A 24287-nucleotide genomic window follows, 5' to 3' on the forward strand; every position below is an offset into this window, starting at 1 on the left:
GACTTCGCTCAGACTGACAAAAGAATAGATTATATGCTTTTGTTGGAATTTGGAATTTAAAAATTGAGATTTTTTTATTGAACTTTCACTCGAATTCCTTTTGTATGACTTGAAAATTCTGGGGCGTACATACTTTGAATTGTTGTAATTCCGTTTGAGAATTCTCCGCTATTATTTACTCGAATGTCGTATTCTAAAACATAAGTTCCTTTATTGATTTGATCAAAGAAGAAATGTGTTGCGGCATCTTTTGTGCTCATATAATAACCTAAACCATCCTTGTACTTATATTCAGAAAGTACATTTGCTGGTTCAAAACAAGAAGCTCGCATATCTTTTAGATGAACATATTCAGAATCTTCTTTAGCAGTAATAATCAATCGAACTGTAACTAAATCTCCAGTTTTTAAAGGATTTGAAACTGTTATTTTTTCAAGTTCGTTGCCTTTCAAAGTGTTTTTCTTCAAATACAATTCTTTCGAAACCGATAAAACTGATCCTGAGTTGTTTTTAATTTTATCCAAATCTTCAAAATACTGCCAATAAATACCGCCAAAAGCAGGGACTTTAGATTTATTTTGAATTTTAATTGTAGCCATTTCTTTCTTCACTTCTTCCGCTTTCCAATTTAGTTTGATGTAACCTGTTTCGGCTTCTTTTTGGTTTTCGGCTAATTTTTTGGTTACCATTTTTTCATCTCCCAATTTAATAACGGTATTGTCTTTTACAGAAAGCCAATCGGTTCCTTGCATTAGTAAAGCATAAATAGCTTCGGTTGTAGATTTTGTAGTCGGCCAGTTTTTGGTTTGTTTATTTTTTAATAGCCAGACTTTCATCGCATCAACCGATTTAGTGTCTTGCGTAACTTCGGCGAAAGCCTCTATTAATAAAGCCTGAGTTTCTATCGGAGCTTGATACCAATACCAACCCGCTTTATTGGCAATCCAATACATTCCCCAATCTTCATTGTTTGATGCCGTTTCTTTCAAACTTTCGATGATTTTTTTAGCGCTTTCTTTCTCTCCAAAACGATTCAAAGTCAATGCGGCTAATCCTTTTTCGTAAAGAGAATAATTTAGCCAATCTTTTTTAGCGGTTTCTAAATATAATTTAGTTGCACTTTTTAAAGAATCTGACAACGGATATTTTTCTAAATAAAAACTTCTCGCATACAAATAATGCAAATCAGAATACGGATTTATCCAGATTAGTTTGTCGGATTTTTTAAAATTTTTGATTCTGCTTTTATGATATTCTAAAAACTTATTGTCCAAAAATGGAATACTAGTTTTAGTAATTTGATCAATTTTATAATCATCGTTTTTGCTGAGTTTTTCTAAATGTCCTAAACCAGCGATGATATGTCTTGTAATATATTCGCTTTCGTAACCGCCATCAAACCAAGAAAATCCGCCAGATGGTTTTTGCTTTTGTTTCAGTTTTTCGAAAGTTGCTTCCTGAGAAGTTTTCATTTTCTCTAAATCAAATAAAATAGATAGATTTTTTTTCTTTTCATCTTCAGATTGAGCATCATTCAGCCACGGAGTTTCAGCCAAAATAAGTGATTTTAATTCTTCATTTTCTTCTAATTTAGAAGTTGGTTTGCCGCTTTTTTTCCAATTTTCGAAAACTGCTTCAATCTTCGGATTACTCGAAATAATTTCTGTGGCTAAAGAATTTGCATAATAACGAGCAAAAGTCTGTTCGGCACATTCGTGTTCGTATTCCATTAAATATGGCAAGGACTGAATCGCAATCCAAGTTGGGTTTGAAGTGTATTCTAACGTAAACTGATGATTTTTTAAAGTCGTAGAATTGTTATTTTTTAAATTCTCAAACGTATATTCTTTTGTAGAATTCTCGCGAACCCAAACAGGAATACTTTCTGTAACCAACATATTATTCGTCAGGACTGGAAGAATATTTTCTTCTCCATCCGAAAAATTTCCGGCTTTAGCTACAATTCTATATTGTACACCTTGTAAGCCCTCAGGAATTGTAATTGTCCAATTTGCAGTTGTATTTCCGTAAGCCGAAATGGTAAAGTTTTTAATGTTTTTTGCGTTTAGCATTTTTACATCAATTTGTTGCATGGTTACGGCATCAAAAAACTGCAAACTTGCGATTCCTGTTTTCGCATCAGCGGTAACATTCGAAATTTTAGCGCTGATTACAATGGTATCTTTTTCTCTAAAAAATCTAGGGAAATTCGGCATCACCATTAATTCTTTTTGAGTAATAACACTTTTTTCGAAATAACCAGAAACAGCATCTTTATTATGTGCAAATAAGCGAAGTTTCCAAGCCGTTAAAGCTTCTGGAGAAGTAAAATTGAAACTTACTTTTCCTTTAGAATCGGTTTTTAAATTCGGGAAAAAGAAAGTGGTTTCAGAAAGATTTTTTCTAGCTTTTACTTGAGTTAAAGCTTCCATCGCACTTTTGGTTGTGATCATAATAACTCCATTTTCGGCTCTGCTGCCATAAATTGCAATTGTTTTAGCATCTTTTAAAACATTCATAGAAAGCACATCATTCGGATTTATAGAATTTATATCCGTAACAATTTTCCCATCAACTACATATAAAGGATTTTTCCCAGATAGAGATGCGGCTCCTCTAATTTGTACACCTTGTAATTTTCCAGGTAAGGCATTAGCAGTACTAGAAATTGAGTTGTCTTGCGGAGCAAATTCGGAATTCATCACTTTAGTCACAGCTCCTGTTACGGCCATCTTTTTTTGCGTACCATAACCAACCACAACAACTTCTTCGAGGCTGTTTTGTTCTTCTTTTAAAATAAAATCAATCGTTTTGCTTTTAGAAACTATTACAGACTGGCTTTTAAATCCGATGAGAGAGAAAACAAGTTGTTCATTTTCTTTCGCTTCAATTTCATAATGTCCATCAAAATCGGTTGTTGTAGTTCGTTGCGTATCTTTTATAGTAACACTCACGCCAGGAATTGGCATATCTGTAAGATCTGTCACAATGCCAGAGATCAATTTAGCTTTTGAAGATTTTTTTACTTTTTTAGTTAATTGTCTTTGATATTCTCGTTGTAAATAAAGTACATTACTGCTATTGTTTGCAAAATCAATTGTTAATCCGTTTTGGAATTCTTTTTTTACCGGAATTTTAATCAATGCTTCGTGATTCTGAACCGAATAAATTTCTTCAGAATATATTTCGTTTTCATAATTAGCTGTTGCAATTATATATAATTCTGGAATTACAGAAGTAATTTTTATAGAAACAAAACCGTCTTTTGCAGCATCTAAATTGGTTTGAGTTATAGAAAACAAACGACTTTCGTCAAATTTATCTTTGCTTTGTTTGAGTTTAAAATCGGAAGTTTTTTCAATTAAATTTCCGAAACTGTCTTTTGCAGAAAATACAATTTTATAGTTACCAGATTTATAATTCGTAATAAAATCTAAAGCAAGCGTTTTGTCTTTTTCAGTATCGATACTTTTAGAAAAAAGTAACGTTTCGGCTGTTTTTTTATTTACGTTTTGATTGTTTTCATACGGAAATAATTTTTCAAAATCAGCATCTGAAATAGTTGCGAAATCAGGTTTAGGAAAAACTCTTGATTTGAATTTCGGAGAAAAAGGATCTACATAATAAATTTTTATTTCGCCTTTTATTGGTAAAAATTCGCCATTTAAATTTGTACTTACAAACTGAACTTCGTTTTTGTTTTTCGTCGAAATTTCATTCGCAATTAAAGCATTTAGTTCTAAATCATGATAACCAACTTTTACAGAAGTGCTGGCATCGTGCGTTTCTCCGTTAATATCCGTAACAGTTGCATTTATCTGGTAATTGTAAATTGGAAGCTGTTCTTTGTTTGAATTCTTAGAAGGAACGGCAGTAAAATCTATTGTAAATTTTCCAGAAGCGTCAGTTTTGGTTTCTCCAGTCGCTAAAACTTCATTGTCTTGAAATTGATTGAAAAAAGTTCTTGCAAAAGAAGTATGGCGCGTAACGGTGTACGTAACTTTTGCATCAGAAATACTGCTTCCGGCAAAAGCTTTTGCAATTCCTTTCACTTTAACCAATTGATTAACTTGAAAACTTTCTTTTTTTGGTTCAAAAGTCACTTCAAATTTTGGACGTTTGTATTCTTCAACAGAAAAATAATTTTGTGAGTTTTCAAAATCAACGCATCCCAAAACGGATGTTTGCCTTTTTCTTTATCGTAAACTTTATCATTTTCGTAATCAGCAGGTTCTTCTGCTTTAATGCGAAATTCGCCAGTTAAATCAGTTTTAGGCAAAATAAATTCGCCAGAAAAAGAACCAAATTCATTTGTTGTAACATCAAATTCTTTGATATTGATACCATTAGAATTTTCGACAGAGATTGTAAAAGATGTAAAAGGCACTACAGAAGATTTTTGATTGATTTTCTGCATTGCAATTCCTTTATAATAAACAGTTTGTCCCGGACGATAAATGGCACGATCTAAGTAAAACTGAACTTTTCCTGTGAAATCAACTTCTTTTCCATCTTCTTCATCTTCGTCATCATAATGCGTATTGTACGACAAGTAATTTTTATCAATATAAATCGTGTCTTTTGGCGTTGTTAAAGTAATTGGCTGATAACCATAATATTTGTCATTAATTTCAAAAACGGCTATTCCATTTTTGTTGGTTTTAATGTTTGAAGATTGAGAATGAACGGTTACATTTTCTAGGGGTTTTCCTGTTTTTCGGTCTAAAACCTGATAGGTTTCGGCTTTATCAGTTTTAGTTCCAAGAACAATAAAATTAGAAACTGTAATAGTTTCAAATGCTTTTGCCTTTTGATCTTTTGAGTCAGATTCACTTTCAAAATAAACCAAATAAGAACCTGTTTCAAGTTGAGGCAAAACGACTTCTGTCGAATAATCCAGATAATCTTTTTTATTGGTGAATGTATACGATTGAGAAACAACTGGTTTTGCAGTTTGAACAATCGAATCTTTAATTTCGCTTTTTGCAATATAAGGTTTGCTTAATGCTATAACTTGAGTATTTGAAATTTTGAAAAAGGAAATTTTTAATTTCTCAACATTTTTGTATTGAATAAAAGCGCGCGTATTTTCGTTGCTATAAATGTATTTTTCGAGTTGGACATTTAAAGTTTTGTATAAAATATTCTCTTTTTTCTTAAGTGCGAGTTTGTACGCGTTAGATTTATTATTGATTTGCAAAATGCTGTCTAAAATTGCAATCGCTTTTATATTATTTTCTGGATTAATTTGTTTTGAAGCATTTCGAGAAAGGAAATCAGCTTTTTCTAATTGTATGTTTTGTATTAAAAGTACATTGTCTGTCTTTTTTTGAAGTGCGTTTAAAGCTTGTATATAATCTTTATCAACATCAATTACATTTTTTTTGAGAAATTGAATTCTGTCCCAAACGTTTTCGGCTGTTGTACTGTTTATTTCTTGTTTTTGATAAAGTTTTAAAACGGTCTTAAGATTTTCGTTTGAAACAGAATCAAAATTTAATTTTATAAAATCATTTGAATTTCCTAGAAGCTCTTTTTTTGACGATAGAAATTCTTTTTTCTGAATTTCCCACGAACGTACTTTTAGAGATTGAATCGAAATATTTTCAGCAACTACATAATTTAATACGTTCAGCGTTTTGAATTTCTCAGTTGTCTCATAATCAAAAATGGCATCATATTTAGTTAAAGATGTATTTTTTAGAACGGCTTCATTTTCCATTGAACTTTTTAATGCAAGATCAATTTGTGTGTTGAAATTTTTTTCGGACCACGTTAGGAAATCGTTGTCAAGCTCTGTTGTATTTGTTCTTCTTTGAATTAGATATCTGTTTCGAACATAATAATCGTTTAGACATTTGGCATAAACCAAATTCAAGATTGCTTTTGATGGAACAGTAACGCGATTAATATCAGTTTTAAGATTGTTTAAAATTTTAGTCTGCGCATTTTCATCAACAACCTGTAAATATTTAGATTGATAGAAAAAGCATTTTATCATTAGAACTTCGTCTTTTTGACTTATTGCTTTTTTGTAGATTTTGTCGACTATTTCGCTTGCAGATTTTACTTTTCCTTCATTTTCTAAAGCAATAACTTTATCCCATTTTTTATCATTTTGTTGTCCAAAAATTATCGTCGAAATCAATAAGAATACAAATACTATATTTTTCATAAGAGAGTTTTAATCTATAAGAGGATTAAATTTTAAAAAAGGTTGGGAAGATTTCAAATTATTTTTAAAAATAGTTTTCGTACAAATTAATAATTTATTTTTAAAACCAAATAGAGCATTCTATATTTCCTTATTTTTGAAAAATAATTACAGCGTTTTATTAGTTATTTGCTATTTCGATTAACCGATGAAACAGTTTAACGATTAAACATTTTAAATGAAAACACATTTCATCGCCATTGGCGGAAGCGCAATGCATAATCTGGCATTAGCATTACATAATAAAGGATATCAAGTTACAGGAAGTGACGATGCAATTTTTGAACCTTCAAAATCAAGATTGGAGAAAAAAGGAATTCTTCCGGCAGAAATGGGTTGGTTTCCAGAAAAAATCACTTCGGATATTGACGCTATTATTTTAGGAATGCACGCCAAAGCTGATAATCCTGAATTATTAAAAGCACAGGAATTAGGTTTGAAAATTTATTCATATCCTGAATTTTTATACGAACAATCTAAAAATAAAACGCGTGTTGTGATTGGTGGTTCGCACGGAAAAACAACCATTACTTCGATGATTTTGCATGTAATGCATTACCATAATATTGCAGTTGATTATATGGTTGGCGCGCAATTAGAAGGTTTTGATACAATGGTTCATCTTACCGAAGAAAATGATTTTATGGTTTTAGAGGGTGATGAGTATTTATCTTCACCAATTGATAGACGCCCGAAATTTCATTTATACCAACCCAATATTGCGTTGATTTCTGGAATTGCTTGGGATCATATTAATGTTTTTCCAACGTATGAAAATTATGTAGAACAGTTTGAGATTTTTATTCAAAAAATTACAAATGGTGGAATTTTGGTTTATAACGAAAATGATCCTGAAGTAAAACGCGTTTCTGAAGCGGCAACAAATCCAATTAGAAAAATTGCTTATTCAACTCCAGAATATTCTGTGAGTGACGGTGTAACACTTTTAAAAACTCCAGAAGGAGATATGCCAATCGAAGTTTTTGGAGCACATAACTTAAATAATCTTGCTGGAGCAAAATGGATTTGCCAAAATATGGGCGTTGATGAAGCGGATTTTTACGAAGCAATTGCAAGTTTTAAAGGTGCATCTAAACGTTTAGAAAAAATTGCTGAAGGAAAAGGAAAAGTCGCTTATAAAGATTTTGCGCATTCGCCAAGTAAAGTTGCTGCAACTACAAAAGCGGTAAAAGAACAATATCCGAACAGAACTTTAGTTGCTTGTTTAGAATTGCATACTTACAGCAGTTTAAATGCTGAATTTTTGAAAGAATATGAAGGCACTTTAGAATATGCAGATGTTGCAGTTGTTTTTTATTCGCCAGATGCTGTAAAAATCAAACAATTAGAAGAAGTAACTTACGAGCAAATCGCAAATGCTTTCAATAGAAAAGATTTGATTATTTATACAAATCCTGCTGAATTTAAAGAATATTTATTCAACTTAAATTTAGATAATTCTGCTCTTTTATTAATGAGTTCTGGAAATTATGGAGGATTGAATTTTGATGAAGTAAAAGGTTTGATTAATTAGAGAATTTGATAATTAGTCAATTAGATAATTTGCCGATTGTTTTGTACAATCGGCATTTTTTTTATTGAAATTTTCTAACTGACACATTCACTAATTTTCTAATTCTCTTTTCTTTATTTGAAAGATTTTTCTTCTTTTTTGTATATATTCGCTCTTTAAATACTATAATATGGAACAATCTCATTTTCCAATTACCAATTGGTCTGAAGATGATAGACCTCGGGAAAAGTTAATGCTAAAGGGGAAAAGTGCTTTAAGTGATGCCGAGCTAATTGCCATCTTAATAGGTTCTGGAAGTCGAAATGAATCTGCAGTAGATTTAAGTAAAAGAATTTTAAAGAATAGTGAAAATTTAAATGCTTTAGGGAAAATGAGCATTGCACAGCTTACTAATTTTAAGGGAATTGGTGAAGCAAAAGCAATTACAATTATCGCCGCTTTAGAGCTAGGAAGACGGAGAAGGGCAGAAGAAGTAGTTGAGTTAAAGAAAATAACTTCGAGTAAAATTGCTTTTGAAATTATGCAGCCCATAATTGGTGAGTTATTGCATGAAGAATTTTGGGTGCTTTTTCTTAATAATTCAAATAAAGTAATCTCTAAGTCGCAACTAAGTAAAGGAGGAATTGCTGGAACTATTGTAGATCCAAGATTGGTTTTTAAATTAGCATTAGAAAATGGTGCTACTGCGTTGATTTTGTGTCATAATCATCCGTCAGGAAGTTTGATTCCAAGTGATGCAGACAAACAAATTACAAAGAAGATGAAAACCGCTGGAGAAATCTTAGATGTTAAAGTTTTAGACCATTTGATTATTACTGAATCAAAATATTATAGTTTTGTAGATGAAGGAATTTTTTAACTCATGAATACCAATATTACAGACATTTTTTTTGATTTAGATCACACGCTTTGGGATTTTGATAAAAATTCAGAAATGGCTTTTGATCGTATTTTTAAAGAGAAATACCAAGAAATTGTTACGCAGGATTTTATCAAAGCTTATATTCCAATAAATCAGGAATGCTGGAGATTATACCAAAATGATCAAATCACACATCAGGAATTGCGCTATAATCGTTTAAAGCTTTCTTTTGACGCTTTAAAGTATGTTGTTTCTGAAGAAAGCATTTTTGAGATTGCCAATGATTATATCGAGTTTCTTACCGACAACAATTATCTTTTTGATGGAGCTATTGAAGTTTTAGAATATTTGAAACCAAAATATAGACTTCATATCATTACAAACGGATTCGCAAATGTTCAGGATAAGAAAATCAATAATGCTGCGTTAGGAAGTTATTTCAGCACCATTACAAATTCTGAATTGGCAGGTGTTAAAAAGCCAAATAGTATTATATTTGATTATGCAATCAATTTAGCAAAAACTTCTAAAGAAAATAGCATTATGATTGGTGATGATTTTGAAGCCGATGTCACAGGAGCTTTAAATGCTGGTCTGGATGCAATATTCTTTAATGAGAAAAAATTGGATGTTTCCGGAGATTATAAACAAATTAACCATTTATTAGAACTAAAAAAATATTTATAATGATGAAAATTAAATTTTTACTTACTGCAATTTTATGTTCAGTTGTTGGATTCGCGCAGTCTGTTAATGATTACAAAGCTGTAATTGTTCCTTTGAAATATGATTTTTTAAAAACAGATAATCAATATCGTTTGGCTACTTTAAGTAAACAAAATTTGAACAAAGCTGGTTTTGAAGCATTTTATTCTAATCAACAACTTCCAGAAGGTTACACAGATCGTTGTCAGGTTTTATATATTGATGTTGTAAAGGACAACGCTTTTTTAGTGACTAAACTTTTTATTCAATTTAAAGATTGTTTTGGTCAAGTAGTTTTTACTTCTGAAGTAGGAAGAAGCAAGGAAAAGGATTATGAATTGGCTTACAAAGAATCACTTGAGAATGCTTTTAAATCTGTTTATGCTTTGCATTACAAATACAGCGGTAATGCACCTGTTGTAACTTCTAATGTTCCAGTTACTGCAAAAGTTTCTCCTGCTGCGGCCGCAGTTACTACCGCTGCGGTAGCAACCAAAGTTGTTGCGACAACTCCTTCTCCAGATTTAAAAGATCCAAATTTATTATATGCGCAGCCAATGGAGTCAGGATATCAATTAATTGATAAAACTCCAAAAGTGGTAATGAAACTTCTTAAGACTTCGCAAGCAAATGTTTATATTGCAATAAAAGACAATGTTCAAGGTTCGTTAATCTTAAAAGAAGACGGACAATGGTATTTTGAATCTTATCAGAACGACAAATTAGTTTCAGAGAAAATTGCAGTTAAATTCTAAAATATAAAATAATACGGCTTAATAGCCGTATTTATCTTTCCAGCGGTTCTTTAAAAATTCGCGGTTGCTGTTCTCTCGAGAATTGCTTCCAGGATTGTAAAGAACCGTTTCTTTTATGGCGTCTGGCAAGAATTCTTGTTCTGCAAAATTATTAGCATAGTCGTGAGAATATTTATATTCATCTCCATAGCCTAACTCTTTCATCAATTTTGTCGGTGCATTTCTTAAATGAATAGGAACAGGCAAATCTCCCGTTTGTTTAACCAATTGCTGCGCATTTCCAATAGCCATATAAGATGCATTGCTTTTTGGAGAAGTAGCCAAATAGATTGCGCATTGGCTTAAAATAATACGACTTTCGGGATAACCAATTGTGGTTACAGCTTGAAAGGTGTTATTTGCCATAATAAAAGCCGTTGGATTGGCATTTCCTATATCTTCGCTAGAAAGAATTAGCATTCTTCGTGCAATAAATTTTACGTCTTCACCACCTTCAATCATTCTGGCGAGCCAATAAACAGCCCCGTTTGGATCACTTCCTCGAATTGATTTTATAAAAGCTGAAACAATATCATAATGCTGTTCTCCTGTTTTATCATACAAAACAGTATTTTGTTGTACTAATTCTAAAACGCGATCATTTGTGATGGTAATTTCGTCGCCTGGAGAAGCGTTAACGACAAGCTCAAATACATTTAGGAGTTTTCGTCCATCACCTCCAGAAATACGCAATAAAGCTTCTGTTTCTTTTAGATTTATCTTTTTTGTCAATAAATAAGAGTCGGTTCTCATGGCACGTTCTAGAAGAGCTTCTAAATCAGCTTTAGTAAATGCATTTAAAATATAAACTTGACAACGTGACAATAATGCAGGAATTACTTCGAAACTCGGATTTTCTGTCGTAGCGCCAACTAATGTAATCCATCCTTTTTCGACAGCAGCTAATAATGAATCTTGTTGAGATTTACTAAATCTATGAATTTCATCAATAAAAAGAATTGGGTTTTTGGCGGTAAAAAGACCTCCGCTTTGCTTTGCTTTTTCGATAACATCGCGAATATCTTTTACTCCAGAATTAATTGCACTTAGAATATAAAAAGGTCTTTTAGATTCTTGCGCAATAATTTGGGCAAGTGTAGTTTTTCCAGTTCCAGGCGGTCCCCAAAAGATTAGAGACGGAATTATTCCTTTCGAAATTTGCTGTGTTAAAGAACCAGTTGGACCAACCAAATGTAACTGGCTTATATAATCTTCTAATTTTTGCGGACGAATACGCTCTGCTAAAGGTGCTTCCATTCTACAAAATTACAGTTTTAAGATGTAAATTTCATTCACTAAAAAGTTAAAACGATTGTTATCAAGAACGATTGTTATTATCTGAGACAATTTTCTTTTCTCTGACAAATTATCAGTAAAATGTTTTTGGATAGTTTTTTGAGTTCTTTCTAATATTATTTATAAAAGTATGAACGATAATAATTTTAAATTCTCAAATGCTGTTATTGGACTGCCTTTGTTTTTTGTGCTTTTTTTGTGGTTCGTTTATTGGCTTCAGATTCGATTTGATTTTGATTTTTACCGATACGGAATTTATCCAAGAGATTTTCTGGGATTGCGAGGCATTTTATTTAGTCCGTTTATACATGAAAATTTAGATCATTTATACAACAATAGTATTCCGCTTTTAATATTATTGGCAGCGATGCAGTTTTTTTACCCGAAACAAACTTTTGGAGTTATTGGTTTTGGAATATTCTTTTCAGGATTGATTACTTGGATCGTAGGAAGAGAAAATTTTCATATTGGCGCCAGCGGGTTAATATATGTTTTGGTGAGTTTTATTTTTTTTAAAGGAATTCAAACTCGATATTACAGATTAGTTGCTTTGTCACTTACGGTAATTTTGCTTTATGGCGGAATGATTTGGTATGTTTTTCCTGATGTAGATCAGTCAATTTCTTGGGAAGGACATTTGGCCGGACTTTTAACGGGTTTTTCTTTGACGTTGTTTTATAAAGCACCAGAATATGTAAAGCCAATTGTCTATGATTGGCAGCGTCCAGATTTTGATCCAAACGACGATCCTTTCATGAAACATTTTGATGAAAACGGAAATTTTATAAATATTCCTAAAGAGGAAGAAGATGAAGAAAATCTAGAAGATTATTTTTCTTCAAGTCATCTTGTAAATTATATTGTGAAAAAGAAATCGGAAACCGAAGACGAAATTTAGTTTAATGATTTTTTGAGATTAAATCAGTAAATTTGTTAATGTAACAATTTAATTTCTAGGGTTATGAATAGAATAAAGATGTTGGTTTTGTTCTTGTGTTTTGTTTTTAACAATATAATGAATGCTCAATGTGAAATTAAAAATAGAGTACAAGCAGACGGAAGTATGTTGTATTATTTTGAGCCAGCTGTATTTTATACAACTAAATCAAAATCATTAAAAATTAATATTGTTACAGATAAAGAGCATTATTTTGTTGCCTTGCAGCCAACACCATTTCCTGATAAGAAAACAGGTAAAAAGATAAAAGATGATTTAATTATTCATCTCGCAGATAATAATACTTACAAGTTGGCACATTATGATACGCAATATAGAAGAAACGATTCTATTATGCAGGTTCTTTATTTAATCGATGATAAAGATCTTAATGCTTTTTCAAATTTTGAAGCTGTAACTGCTGAGATTAATATGCAAGGAACGGAGTTTGTTCGAAGTTATAATTTTAAACTTCATAAAAATGCAATTAAAGAGCAACTGCAATGCTTTTTGAAAGAAGACGAAAAGTGAATTATTCTTCATCGTCTTTTATTTCATGATTGTGTTTATTTGCAATTTTCTTCTTTATATTTCTTAATAAATTGTTGAAGCTAAGAGTTAAAGAGGCTGCATTTGTTGTTTGGTTTCCATTGTTTCGAGGTAAAAATTCATTGCAATAAGTGAGTTCTATCTGAACATCATCTGAAAACAAATATCCAACACCTATATTAAATCTGTTTCTGTCGAAGAAACTTTCTCCTGTAACTTTCGCGCCAGATTTAAGGTATATTTCATCTGAAGCGATAGCATATATTACACCACTTCGCAAGATTTTACTATTTATTGGCTGTATGTATTTTACTTGCTGCCGATATCGAAATACATTTTCATATTCATCATCTTGATTTCTCATATGACGAAATTCAGTGCGCATTCTTGTACTTAAAGTATAACCTGTTTTATGAAAGTAGTAAATTCCTTGAAGAGCAAAACGCCATTCTGGAGATTCAAATTGTCCTATTTCGGGAACATCTTTATTGCTAAAGTAAGCTGCGAAAGTTGAAAATTTCCATCTTGGAGAATAATAGTAATGTGCCCAACCTCGTAGAGATCTTTGTATGGTGTTGTCGAATAAATTAGAAGAAGATTCTGTGCTGCTGTAAGATGTAGCAACATCTATTTCAGTTGACCATTTTTCGCTTATAGTCTGATTAAATTGAATCTCATTCCAAAATTGACTATAAGTAGTATTTTGTCCATAGCTGTTTGTAACTAATAAAATTACAAACAGACATTGGACGATGATAAGTATTTGTTTCGGATTAGATTTTGAAAGCATTAATTAAGGGTTTTAATTATTCATTCTAATCTTAATTCTCAATATATCTTAACTTCTTTGGCGAACAGTTTCGTATAGAAATGCTCCGCAGGCAACAGAAACATTTAGAGATCCTATCGAACCAAACATTGGCAATTTTGCTTTTTCATCTACTATTTTCAAGACAGAAGGGTTGATTCCTCGATCTTCCGATCCCATAATTATAGCAACAGGATCTGTTAGTGAAACATCGTAAATATTTTGGTCTGTTTTTTCAGTGGCAGCTACGGTTTTAATTCCAGAACCTTGTAAATAGAAAATGGCATCTTTAATATGTTCTACCTTACAGATTGGTACATTGAATACCGCTCCGGCAGAAGTTTTCACAGTATCACCATTTACAGGTGCCGAACCTGCTTTTTGAATAATAATTCCGTTTACGCCAGTACATTCAGCTGTTCTAATAATGGCACCAAAATTTCTGGCATCTGAAATTTGATCCAGAATTAAAAATAAAGGTTTTTTTCCTGATTCAATTGTTGACTCTACTAAATGTTCTAAATCAATAAATCCGATAGGGGAGATAGTTGCTACCGCACCTTGGTGATTATTTGGAGTAAGACGGTTTAGTTTTTCTACAGGAACATAAGAGAAATTAATGTTGGCACGTTTCATGACCTTCATTAGGTCTTTCATTAATTCACTAGAAATTTCTTTTTGTATGAAGACTTTATCGACTTCTTTTCCTGCCTGAATTGCTTCTATAATGGCTCTAATGCCAAATATTTGATGTTCTTTTTCCATGGAACAAATATAGTTAATATGTTTCTATAAAAAAACCGCTCTGAATGAACAGAGCGGTTTATATATAAGTGTAACTAAATCTTAATTAGATTATAGTGGACTTTGTACAATTAATGGGTTAGCATCAATTTCTGCTTGAGGAACTTGGAATGTGAATCTGTTATCTCCAGCAGGAATGTTTAATCTTCCAAAAGTTGGGTGATTTGTTCCAGTGTAATCTCTAGTAAGAGCAACTCCTAAACGTTTCATGTCAAACCAAGCGTAACCTTCTCCCCATAACTCAATTCTTTTTTGAAGAATGATTTCATTGATCAAAGCTGAACCTGAATTAGTAGATAATGTATAAGCTGGGTTTCTTGTAATTGTAATATCATACAGAACTTGTTTTGCAGCCGCTTCATTTCCTGATTTTGCTAAAGCTTCAGCTTCAATATAGTATAATGAAGCAGATCTCAAATAGATATAATCTCCAGAATCGATTGTAGGATCTCTAAATTTAGTATTAGCATACACAGGTAATGTAGGGTAAAGAGGATTTCCTCCTACTGGTACGAATGCTTTTTTTCTGTAATCTGTTGCAGGAATACTAGCGTAAAGACGTGAATCTATGTTTTTGTAAACTTGTAGACCTCCAGCATATCCTGAATCATTTGTGTTGTCAAAATGACCAAAGAAACTTGCTACGAATGTACTTTGAGCAGATGTAATTGTTGCTCCCCACATTGTTTCACCACCTGTAGTGATGTCGTAGAATCCACTATTCCAATCTGTTTCACTAAGTAAAGTGTATCCTTGTCTTGCAGCATTTGCGGTAGTAGCTGCTAGTGCATATTTACCTTCTTCTAAGTAAACATCAGCTAAGAATGCTCTTGCAACAGATTGATCCAATCCATCTTTGTTTGCACGTGTAAAACCTTGAAGTGATTCAATAGCTTTTGTTAAATCACTTTCGATAACAGTATAAACCTCTGCAACTGTAGCTCTAGCTTTACCCTCTAATGATACCTCTGTATACAAAGGAACACATAGTTTTGCTTCATTTCCTACATAAGTAGGTCCGTACATACGCGCTAGCATGAAGTAGAAATAACCTCTTAAAGCTAAAGCTTGTCCTCTTAATGCTTTTAAACTTGCATCATCAGTATCAGCAGGAATAGCATTGATAACTGTATTAGCAGTTTTAATTTGAGGATAGTACATACTCCAAGCTAATTTTGATCTAGAGTTAGTTTGAGTTCTTCCTAAATAGTTGTAGAAAGATCCATACCAGCTAGATATTGTCATTAATTCATCATTAGACATTAAGTCTGTCGCTGAAAGAATAGATTTGTGACCATAATCTTCGTGGCTTCCAGGAACAGATAGACCATAAGATCTTAAAGCTGAATAGATACCTGCAATAATCGCTTTATTTGCTTCTGCAGATGTTGCAAGCTGTTCGTCATTTATTGTTGATTCAGGCTGTGTGTCAAGAAAATCTTTTTCACAGCTTGTAAGTACCAACAAGGACATTGTTATAATTAATAATTTTTTCATGTTCTTAGAAATTTACTGTTAAACCAAAAGAGATCGTTCTCATTACTCCATACACATTTAAAGACTGACCATTGTTTGATCTAGTACCTAAATTGTTCAATCTAGGATCCATACCTTTTCTTTCTGACCATAGCGCTAAATTAGTTCCCATTACACTAAATTTTGTAGATGAAATACCAAGATCTGTAAGTGTGCTATTTTTGAAATCGTAAGATAACGAAACATCTTGAATACTGATGTAATCAGATTTTGTTAAGAAGAAATCAGAAGTTGCCATCTGTAAATCAGAAATGTGATCAATTCTAGGAATATTAGAAGTTGGGTTGTCAACTGTCCAAGCTTTTTGTACATCTCTATGGTAGTTTTGTCCAATATTGTCTGGTCCAGAGTACATTGCGCTTGCATAAACTCCATCATACATGTATCCTCCAAATTGATAAGCAAAACTAGCTTGTAATGTTAAGTTTTTGTAACGAACAACAGTTCCAAAACCTCCATATACATCTGGGTTTGCATCTTTGTCACTTAAGTACTGAGTAGCATTTCCGTAAACGTTAGTTGTAGTTTTACCAGTTACAGCTCCTGAAGCATCTTTTACATCCATATACCATAAAGCATCTCCATTTGTTTGGTCAACACCTGCAAACTGTCTTAAGAAATAAGCATAAGCTGGAGCTCCAACTTGGAAACGGAAGATTCCAGATGTAAATGGACTTGGTAATGATGTTACTTCATTTTTGTAATGTGTACCATTTGCCCAAATGTTAAAGTCAAAGTCTTGAGTTTTAACGATATCAATTCCTAAGTTAACCTCAATACCTTTATTAGCCATATCTCCAATGTTCTCACTAACAAAGTTTGTTCCTGTAGAAGGAGAAAGTGGTTTGTTGTAAATTAAATCACTTACTTTTCTTTCGAAATACTCAGCTTCAATGTTCACTCTGTTGAATAATTCAATTTCGAATCCAACGTTCATGTTTTTAGAAACCTCCCATTTGATGTCTTTGTTTCCAGTAAATACTTGAAGTACTGTTGCGTTTCCGTCAGCATCTGGAACAATTTCGTATTGATTTTGGTAAGCATAGTAGTTTCTTGCAAAACCAAAATAGCTACGGTGGTTGATTTGTGTACTTGCAGGATAGAAAATGTTGTCATTTCCTTGTTCTCCATAACTTCCTTTAATTCTTAAGTCTGTAACAACTTTAGATTGTGGGAAGAAAGATTCTTTAGCAACAGACCATGCAGCTCCAAATCCGTAGAAGTTACCCCATCTGTTATCTGGGTGGAATACTGAAGATCCATCTCTTCTGAAACTTGCATTAACAAAGTATTTATCTTTGTAGCTGTAATTTGCTCTTGAGAAGTATCCTTCAACTTTGTAAAGGTCATTATAACCATCTACATAGTTGTATTTCGTTGCATTACTTAATACAGGTAAACCAGGGATAACAACTCCACTTTTTTGACCTGCTAACATTTTTGATGTAAAGTCAGAAGACTCGTGACCTACAAGAATATCAAGGTTATGATTACCTAAAGATTTTTTCCAAGATAATAATTGTTGGTTTGTTATAGTATAATCATTTTGAGTAGCAGTACCAATTCTACCATTTACTCCAAAGTCATCACCACCTTCTCCAGTTGTACTGTTTAAGTAGTATCCAGACATTAAATCATAACCAAGGTTATATCTGAAGTTGAAATCTTTTAAGAAATCAATAGATACATATCCTCTAGCTCCAAATTTGTTTTCTTGATTTAAATTTGTGTTTAATAATGTAGTCGCATATGGATTTAAGTTTCCTCCATAAGGACGATTTTCTGGACGATTTGGGTCATTATTGAATTCGTAAACTCTAGCTCCGTTTTGATCTAGGATAAAGTTTCCAGCTGCATCTCTTTGCCATATTTTGTAAATAGGTGCAATGTTTCTTGACCATCCAAATAAGTTACTGTATGTTGAAGAACCTACTTGAGAAATTGGTGCATTTTGATCTGAATTAGCATAGTTTAAGTTAGCTCCAACTTTAATTTTGCTATTTACATTATAATCAACGTTTGCTCTAACGGTTGCACGTTTAAAGTCTGAATTGATTGTATAACCATTGTCTTTTAAGTATCCAACAGATAAGTAAGAGCTTAGGTTGTCTGTGCTGCTTGATAAACTCAAGAAGTGCTCTGTTCTTGTAGCATCTCTAAAAAGTTCTTTTGCCCAATCATCATGGTACAATAAGCTTGCATTTGGATTGATTTTTCCAGTTGCTGTATTGATTACTTGATTAGCAGGTACATTGTAGTTGTTGTATCCTAATGAATAAGATTCTCCGTTAATTAAAGTATTAGCAGCAATAGTAGATGCATTAGCAGCTGTTTCTCCATCATAGATTAAACCGCTTTTGATTCTTCCATAAACAGTTTCGTAATATTCTCCTGGATCTTTAATCATGTTGTATTCAGGAACTGCTCTAGAGTTAACCCCGATTTTTGTTTCGTAAGTTACTCTTAATTGTCCTTTTTTACCTTTTTTAGTTGTAACAATGATAACACCGTTTGCTCCACGGCTACCATATAATGCATTAGAAGATGCATCTTTCAAGAAACTGATCGATTCGATATCTTGTGTTGCAATTGCATTAATATCTCCATTGTAAGGAATACCATCAACAACATATAAAGGTGCGTTAGAAGATGATAATGATCCTAGACCTCTAAATCTTACTTGAGGTGGATCTCCTGGCTGTCCTGAGTTTGCAGTAATTTGCACACCCGCAACTTTACCAGTTAAAGATTGGATAGCATTTGATGCTTGAGCAGTTTCTAACGCTTTTGCGTCAATTTTTGTAACGGCTCCAGTAATCTCAGATTTTTTCTGAGTACCAAATGCAACTACCACAACTCCTTCAAGTTCTAATGCATCTCCAACAAGTTTTGTGTTAACTGTTGTAGAGGCAGCAGACTCTTCTTTTGCTTTCATTCCAATGTAAGTGAAAACTAGAGTTTGAGTTGGAGTAGCCTTAATAGAATACTTTCCGTCAAAATCTGTTTGAGTTCCTGTTTTAGTTCCTTTAACTAATACACTCACGCCCGGTATTGGCATTCCTGTATTGTCCGAAACAATTCCCGAAACAATTCTTTCTTGCGCAAAAGATAATTGCGCTACTAGTACTAAAAGTAGTACTAACAGTCCATTGAACTTTAGTTTCATTTTTAATTATTTTGAATTAGTATGGCAAAAATCTTAATTAATTGTTAATCTACCTAACATAAAAGTATTTTTTTTACTTTCTCAATATGTTAATTTAACATTTACAGCGTATTTTGCTATATAAATCACAATTCTGTAATTCTATTTTGGTTATTTTATTATTAATACTAATTGGGTATAAAAAACAAAAAACCGCTGGTTTTGCCAGCGGTTTTGAATTTAGTTATAGAAATAACCTAAAAATATTAAAGTTTCGTATCCCAAAATACAGGAACTGTTAATTTATCTCCTCCAATTGCTTGAGAAGCATTTGTCCAGTTAGTTCCGTTAACTGTTTGTTCTGCTGTTGGATAAGTCCATCTTACTGGAACTTTTCCTTCTGCAATTTGAACAGAACTTGGGTGAGAAGTTAATTTAGGGAAATCTAATCTTCTGAAAGCTGTCCAAGATTGGAAACTTCTGTTGTATAAAGCGATCCATTCTTGATAACCAATTTTTTCTTGCCAAGTACCAGTACCAGTTCCAGCAGTTCCTGAAATTGGAGTAGTGGCAGCTGTTGCGTAAGCAACTTTTGGATTTGCTAAGTATGTAGCGATATCTGCTGCTGAAACTCCCCAGAATTCGCATGATTTTGTGATTGCCTGATTGTAATAATACTCGGCTGTGTTTCCTACATTAAATTGTCTAGCTGCAGCTTCTGCTAAATAGAAGTTTACTTCAAATGCTTCTAATAATACTCCAGCTGCATCTGGTTTTTTGATAACATCTCCAACGTGAGAGTAAGTTGTTTCGTAAGGAAGTGAGTTACGTCCTCCAGGTACTCCTCCTACATATGATCCGTCTGCCATTGGCGTGAAGAAGATTGGTCTTCTTGGATCTGATAAGCTGTTCATTTGGTTTACCAATGTAGTTGCAGGAACGTTATCGTTTCTTTGGCTAGCTACAAGGTTGTCAAAAACTGGATTGTAGTTTGGAGCGAAAGAAGCGTATTTCAATAATGCATTATTAGAATTGTTCAAAAGAACTCCGCCAGCGTAAGCTGACTCAATTGTTGTTTTTGCTAATCCGCTTAATTCGAGAACATCTGCAATATTTGTTCCTAATTTCAATTTTACAGAGTTTGCAAATATTTTCCAACTAGCAACATCACCTTTATATATAAGGTCTCCAGTATCAAAACTTTTGCCAGTTGCATCAAGTTGAGCAATAGCGGCATCTATACGAGCAATTAATAAAGGATAGATTGCTGCATCATTATCATACTTAGGTAAAATGATTTTTGGATTTTGTAATGATTCTGAGTAAGGAACATCTCCAAAAGTATCCACCAAAATTTGATAAGTATAAACTCTTAAAATTTCAAGAATAGCAACTTTGTTTTTTTGTTGCTTTTGCCAATCAGCATCAGCTACATCCGCAGGTTTTGTTTGAGCTTCTAATACTTGTTGTGAAGTCTGTAAGTTACCCAAAACATCTTGATATAATTTTGTCCAGTGTGTGTCAGGAATAGTTCTTGTTGTCAAATTATATCTTGATTCAGCTGTGTATAATGTAGCTGCCCAATATTGAACATAATAACGTAAAGGATTATTGTTGACACTTGGAGTAGTTAACTGATCAGTTAATTCTTTCTGTGCATTTGATAATAATGATTCTGCAGAAACGTCATATGACTTCTTGATATCATCATTAAAGTTTTCGTTGTCACTAACACAACTCGATAGAGCTAAAAATGCTAGTGTTGCTATTGATAAAAATATCTTTTTCATTTTGTTTAGAAGTTAAGTTTTACATTAAACGAGTATACTTTTGTAGCTGGCATAACTCCTGATTGGAATCCTTGAATGTTTCCTGCTGATGATCCTGCTTCAGGATCTGCATAAGGAAGATTTTTACTGATAATCCAAAGGTTGTTTCCAATCACACTAAATGACATACCTTTAATGTTCATTTTGTCTAAGATTTTAGATGGTACATTGTACGTTAATCCAAGTTCTCTTAGTTTTACAAAAGATCCGTCATAAACAGAAGCTTTTGTTGGGTTAGTGTCAGAACTAAATGCAGTACCTCCAGAAGTAGATGCATCAATTCTAGTTGTATTTGGCGTACCGTCTTCGTGTACTCCAGGAAGGATAACTCCACCGCTATCTGCTCCATTTGTAAGTGGGCTTCTAACAGAGTTTCCTAAATCGTTTAATCCTAAATCGTAGATACCTGTTTCTCTACCGTAAGCTTGGTCAAGAGAGAAGATATCTCCGCCTTTTTTTACGTCAATTAAGAAATTGAAAGAAACATTTTTGTAAGTCAATCTGTTTGATACACCACCAATCCATTTTGCTTGTGTGTTACCAATCACTTTGTTTGAAGCTAAAACGTAGTAACCGTCTTCGTCAACAACTCTGTTTCCGTTAGCATCATAAGTGTAATCTTTACCTCTTAATGTTCCATAAGATTCTCCAACTGTTGCGTTAAGAGAAGCACCACCTTGGAAGGTAGCTAATAATAAATTATCTCTTCCTTGGTTTAATGCAACTACAGTATTTTTGTTTGTAGACCAGTTTACCCCAAGATCCCAAGAAAAGTTTTCAGTTTTGATAACTTTTCCAGATAAAGCAAGCTCGATACCTTTGTTTTCAATTTCTCCAGCGTTAACTGTTGCATAGTTTACACCAGTTGAAGTTGATTGTGGTACATTGAAAATTTGGTTTTCAGTATTTGTTTTGTATAAAGATAAATCAAAGTTCAATCTGTTTCTGAACATTGCCATCTCTAAACCTGCTTCCCAAGCTTTTTGAACCTCAGGTTTTAGGTTTGCGAAATCTAAGTAAGTGTTGCTGTTTCCAAATAATGGATTTCCGTCTAAACCGTAGTTATTAACTTTTGCTCCTAATCTACCAGCTGCAGGGTCATTACCTACTTGCGCGTAGTTGATTCTCACTTTTCCTAAGTTTAACCAATCTGCTTTTACTAATTCTGAGAAAATTAAACTTGACCCGATAGAGTAGTAGCTATAGTTGTTTTCTTCTTCTGGTAAAGCAGTACTTTTGTCTAATCTGTAAGATCCTTCAACAAATACAGTTTTGTTGTAATCTAAAGATAATTGTCCGTATAAACCTGATTTTTCGTAAGTAACTTGAGATTCTTTTGCAGGTAAGAATACGTTAGAGTTATCTAAGCTGTATAAACCTTCTTTTGCTAAACCTCCCGTTGTAGAAGCTTGGATAGAATAAGCATCAGATCTTAAGAAAGTGTATCCTGCTAATGCTTTTGCTCCAATTTTATCAGATAATTTGAAGTTATAAGTAGCAATTACATCGTAAGTCTGTTGCATGAAGTCTCTTTTGTATAAAGAGTATCCTGATCCGTCATTAGCGCCACTAATACCGAAAGTTTCAGCGTGGCTACCTACAGCTTTTCTTAATTCTTGTTGATCATTAGAATAATCAATTGTTGCACGACCTAAAACTGTGAAGTCTTTAGTGATATCGTATGATAAACTTGTACCAGCTAAGAATCTAGTTCTTGAATCTTGTTCGAAGTTTTGGTATCTGTCGAAGTAAGGATTGTTCCAGAATGCAGGGGCAAGGTTTCCGTTTGTTGGATCAGTCATGTTCCAAGTAACGTTTTGGTGCGTTCTGTTGTATTCTTGTTCAAGTTCTTTGATGTCTACGTTTGTAGCCCACCATTGTCTGAAACCTCCAATAAAGTTATCTCCATATCCAGTATTATTTCTACCAGTAGTATTTTGGTTAGTAAATGTAAAGAATGCTGTTGAAGTTAATTTATCAGATAAGTCTCTTGAGAAGTTACCGTTTAAACTGTTTTTGTTTAATAAACTGTTTGGTAAAACTCCTGTGTTGTTAATGTTTGTGAAGCCTAAATTATAAGCTCCTTTTTCGTCACCACCACTAAAGTTAATATTGTTAGTGTAAGCAGTTGATTTTTGGAAGAAGTCTACCGGAGTGTGTTTTGCAGCTACCCATGGAGTTGCTTTTCCGTAGTTTGGATTTCCTAATACGAATGCATTCCAGTTGTAAACCATGATGCTAGGATCAAAAGCATTACCGTAAGAAGCGTCATCACCAGTTGAAGCAACTAGTCCGTCAGGATTTCCGAAAACTGGAGCATTGTAGCTACTGTCTTCTCCTCCGTAACCTTCACCGTATTGGTTTTGGTAAGTTGGCATAGTAGATTTGTCAATTGCACCAATAGAAACAGTAGAACTGAAACTAACTCCTAAAGCAGTATTCTTTTTACCTTTTTTAGTAGTAATCATAATCGCTCCATTTGAAGCCTGGCTACCATATAAAGCTGTAGCAGCAGCTCCCTTAAGAACGTTGATAGATTCAATGTTGTTTGGGTCAATATCTGATGCAGCATTACCAAAGTCAAATCCTTGTCTTCCGTTTTGCGAATCGCTATCGTTTAAGTTGGCGTTACTTACAGCTACACCATCAATTACGATAAGAGCTTGGTTGTTTCCAGTGATACTTTTTACACCTCTTAATACGATGTTAGTAGAACCTCCAAAGTTAGAGTTAGTTTTAATTTCCAAACCAGCAACTTTTCCAGATAAGTTGTTTAGGAAATTGTTTGTTGGACTGCTGTTTACTTGGTCAGCTGTCACTAATTGAGAAGAATATCCTAATGATTTTTTCTCTCTTTTTACCCCTAAGGCCGTAGTTACAACAACTCCTTCAAGTTCTTGTGCGTCTCCTGCTAATTTAATGTTAATAACAGATGAACTTGCAGCTACTTCTTGAGTTTTCATCCCGATGTAGCTAAATACCAAAACTTGGCTTGTTGTTGCTTTAATGGAGAACTTTCCATCAAAATCTGTTTGCGTTCCCGTTTTTGTTCCTTTGATTAATACACTTACGCCAGGTAGAGGCATTCCTGCATTATCAGAAACTGTTCCCGAGACAGCTCTTTCTTGCGCAAATGTTAATTGCGCCACTAGTACTAATAAAAGCACTAGGAATCCATTGAACTTTAGTTTCATTTTTAAATATTTTGAATTAGTGCGGTAAAACTCTTAATTATTTGTTAACTATCCTAATGTTCTTTTAATCTTTTTTTAAT

At 33.1% G+C, this 24287-nt stretch carries 15 protein-coding genes; 6 read left to right on the forward strand and 9 right to left on the reverse strand.

Going from position 1 to position 24287, the window contains the following annotated elements:
* Positions 1-74 precede the first annotated feature (74 nt).
* On the reverse strand, positions 75-4175 hold the full coding sequence (locus tag P0R33_RS15340; RefSeq protein ID WP_276172045.1) for a carboxypeptidase-like regulatory domain-containing protein: 4101 nt from the start codon (positions 4173-4175) through the stop codon (positions 75-77).
* The gene (locus P0R33_RS15345) at positions 4100-6175 is read right to left on the reverse strand and encodes an MG2 domain-containing protein (RefSeq protein ID WP_276172046.1); all 2076 of its coding nucleotides are present in this window, start codon (positions 6173-6175) and stop codon (positions 4100-4102) included. Before P0R33_RS15345 ends, P0R33_RS15340 begins: the two co-directional genes overlap by 76 nt.
* A gap of 217 nt (positions 6176-6392) precedes the next feature.
* Between P0R33_RS15345 and P0R33_RS15350 the strand changes: the two genes are divergently transcribed.
* The 4 genes from P0R33_RS15350 to P0R33_RS15365 all read left to right on the forward strand — a co-directional run bounded on the left by P0R33_RS15350 (position 6393) and on the right by P0R33_RS15365 (position 10070).
* Complete coding sequence (locus P0R33_RS15350) at positions 6393-7748, forward strand: Mur ligase family protein (RefSeq protein WP_276172047.1); 1356 nt, start codon at positions 6393-6395, stop codon at positions 7746-7748.
* Positions 7749-7917: 169 nt separating this feature from the next.
* Entirely contained in the window at positions 7918-8607 is a 690-nt protein-coding gene (radC, locus tag P0R33_RS15355) for a DNA repair protein RadC (RefSeq protein ID WP_276172048.1), read from the forward strand.
* Between the two features lie 3 nt (positions 8608-8610).
* Complete coding sequence (locus tag P0R33_RS15360) at positions 8611-9297, forward strand: YjjG family noncanonical pyrimidine nucleotidase (protein ID WP_276172049.1); 687 nt, start codon at positions 8611-8613, stop codon at positions 9295-9297.
* Entirely contained in the window at positions 9297-10070 is a 774-nt protein-coding gene (locus P0R33_RS15365) for a hypothetical protein (RefSeq protein ID WP_343592817.1), read from the forward strand. The genes P0R33_RS15360 and P0R33_RS15365 overlap by 1 nt, the downstream gene beginning before the upstream one ends.
* A gap of 18 nt (positions 10071-10088) precedes the next feature.
* Here P0R33_RS15365 and P0R33_RS15370 read toward each other — a convergent pair whose 3' ends face one another.
* Positions 10089-11366 (reverse strand): replication-associated recombination protein A, encoded by a 1278-nt coding sequence (locus P0R33_RS15370; RefSeq protein WP_276172051.1) that lies wholly within the window; start codon positions 11364-11366, stop codon positions 10089-10091.
* A 169-nt stretch (positions 11367-11535) separates the two neighbouring features.
* Here P0R33_RS15370 and P0R33_RS15375 point away from each other — a divergent pair, with 169 nt between their 5' ends.
* Both P0R33_RS15375 and P0R33_RS15380 read left to right on the forward strand, forming a co-directional pair.
* Positions 11536-12303: a rhomboid family intramembrane serine protease gene (locus P0R33_RS15375; protein ID WP_276172052.1), complete on the forward strand. Its 768-nt coding sequence runs from the start codon at positions 11536-11538 to the stop codon at positions 12301-12303.
* A gap of 63 nt (positions 12304-12366) precedes the next feature.
* Positions 12367-12873, forward strand: coding sequence for a hypothetical protein (locus P0R33_RS15380; RefSeq protein ID WP_276172053.1), 507 nt, complete (start codon positions 12367-12369; stop codon positions 12871-12873).
* Between the two features lies 1 nt (position 12874).
* Here the strand turns inward: P0R33_RS15380 and P0R33_RS15385 are convergent, their stop codons facing one another.
* From P0R33_RS15385 to P0R33_RS15410, 6 genes are all read right to left on the reverse strand, one after another.
* The gene (locus P0R33_RS15385; protein ID WP_276172054.1) at positions 12875-13681 is read right to left on the reverse strand and encodes a DUF2490 domain-containing protein; all 807 of its coding nucleotides are present in this window, start codon (positions 13679-13681) and stop codon (positions 12875-12877) included.
* A 48-nt stretch (positions 13682-13729) separates the two neighbouring features.
* Positions 13730-14464 (reverse strand): 23S rRNA (guanosine(2251)-2'-O)-methyltransferase RlmB, encoded by a 735-nt coding sequence (gene rlmB, locus P0R33_RS15390; RefSeq protein ID WP_276172055.1) that lies wholly within the window; start codon positions 14462-14464, stop codon positions 13730-13732.
* A gap of 90 nt (positions 14465-14554) precedes the next feature.
* Positions 14555-16000 (reverse strand): RagB/SusD family nutrient uptake outer membrane protein, encoded by a 1446-nt coding sequence (locus tag P0R33_RS15395; protein ID WP_276172056.1) that lies wholly within the window; start codon positions 15998-16000, stop codon positions 14555-14557.
* Positions 16001-16004: 4 nt separating this feature from the next.
* Positions 16005-19205, reverse strand: a complete 3201-nt coding sequence (locus tag P0R33_RS15400; RefSeq protein WP_276172057.1) for a SusC/RagA family TonB-linked outer membrane protein — start codon at positions 19203-19205, stop codon at positions 16005-16007.
* A gap of 245 nt (positions 19206-19450) precedes the next feature.
* On the reverse strand, positions 19451-20974 hold the full coding sequence (locus tag P0R33_RS15405) for a SusD/RagB family nutrient-binding outer membrane lipoprotein (RefSeq protein WP_276172058.1): 1524 nt from the start codon (positions 20972-20974) through the stop codon (positions 19451-19453).
* 5 nt (positions 20975-20979) lie between these two features.
* Positions 20980-24207 (reverse strand): SusC/RagA family TonB-linked outer membrane protein, encoded by a 3228-nt coding sequence (locus P0R33_RS15410; protein ID WP_276172059.1) that lies wholly within the window; start codon positions 24205-24207, stop codon positions 20980-20982.
* Positions 24208-24287: the final 80 nt, after the last annotated feature.

Origin of the sequence: Flavobacterium sp. YJ01, assembly GCF_029320955.1 — a bacterium.
Taxonomy (GTDB): domain Bacteria; phylum Bacteroidota; class Bacteroidia; order Flavobacteriales; family Flavobacteriaceae; genus Flavobacterium.

Coding starts and splice junctions, on each gene's coding strand:
- P0R33_RS15360 (WP_276172049.1), top strand. CDS start 8,611: ATGAATACCAATATTACAGACATTTTTTTTGATTTAGATCACACGCTT.
- P0R33_RS15375 (WP_276172052.1), top strand. CDS start 11,536: ATGAACGATAATAATTTTAAATTCTCAAATGCTGTTATTGGACTGCCT.
- P0R33_RS15385 (WP_276172054.1), bottom strand. CDS start 13,681: ATGCTTTCAAAATCTAATCCGAAACAAATACTTATCATCGTCCAATGT.
- P0R33_RS15410 (WP_276172059.1), bottom strand. CDS start 24,207: ATGAAACTAAAGTTCAATGGATTCCTAGTGCTTTTATTAGTACTAGTG.
- P0R33_RS15400 (WP_276172057.1), bottom strand. CDS start 19,205: ATGAAACTAAAGTTCAATGGACTGTTAGTACTACTTTTAGTACTAGTA.
- P0R33_RS15350 (WP_276172047.1), top strand. CDS start 6,393: ATGAAAACACATTTCATCGCCATTGGCGGAAGCGCAATGCATAATCTG.
- P0R33_RS15395 (WP_276172056.1), bottom strand. CDS start 16,000: ATGAAAAAATTATTAATTATAACAATGTCCTTGTTGGTACTTACAAGC.
- P0R33_RS15405 (WP_276172058.1), bottom strand. CDS start 20,974: ATGAAAAAGATATTTTTATCAATAGCAACACTAGCATTTTTAGCTCTA.
- P0R33_RS15380 (WP_276172053.1), top strand. CDS start 12,367: ATGAATAGAATAAAGATGTTGGTTTTGTTCTTGTGTTTTGTTTTTAAC.
- rlmB (WP_276172055.1), bottom strand. CDS start 14,464: ATGGAAAAAGAACATCAAATATTTGGCATTAGAGCCATTATAGAAGCA.
- P0R33_RS15345 (WP_276172046.1), bottom strand. CDS start 6,175: ATGAAAAATATAGTATTTGTATTCTTATTGATTTCGACGATAATTTTT.
- P0R33_RS15370 (WP_276172051.1), bottom strand. CDS start 11,366: ATGGAAGCACCTTTAGCAGAGCGTATTCGTCCGCAAAAATTAGAAGAT.
- P0R33_RS15365 (WP_343592817.1), top strand. CDS start 9,297: ATGATGAAAATTAAATTTTTACTTACTGCAATTTTATGTTCAGTTGTT.
- radC (WP_276172048.1), top strand. CDS start 7,918: ATGGAACAATCTCATTTTCCAATTACCAATTGGTCTGAAGATGATAGA.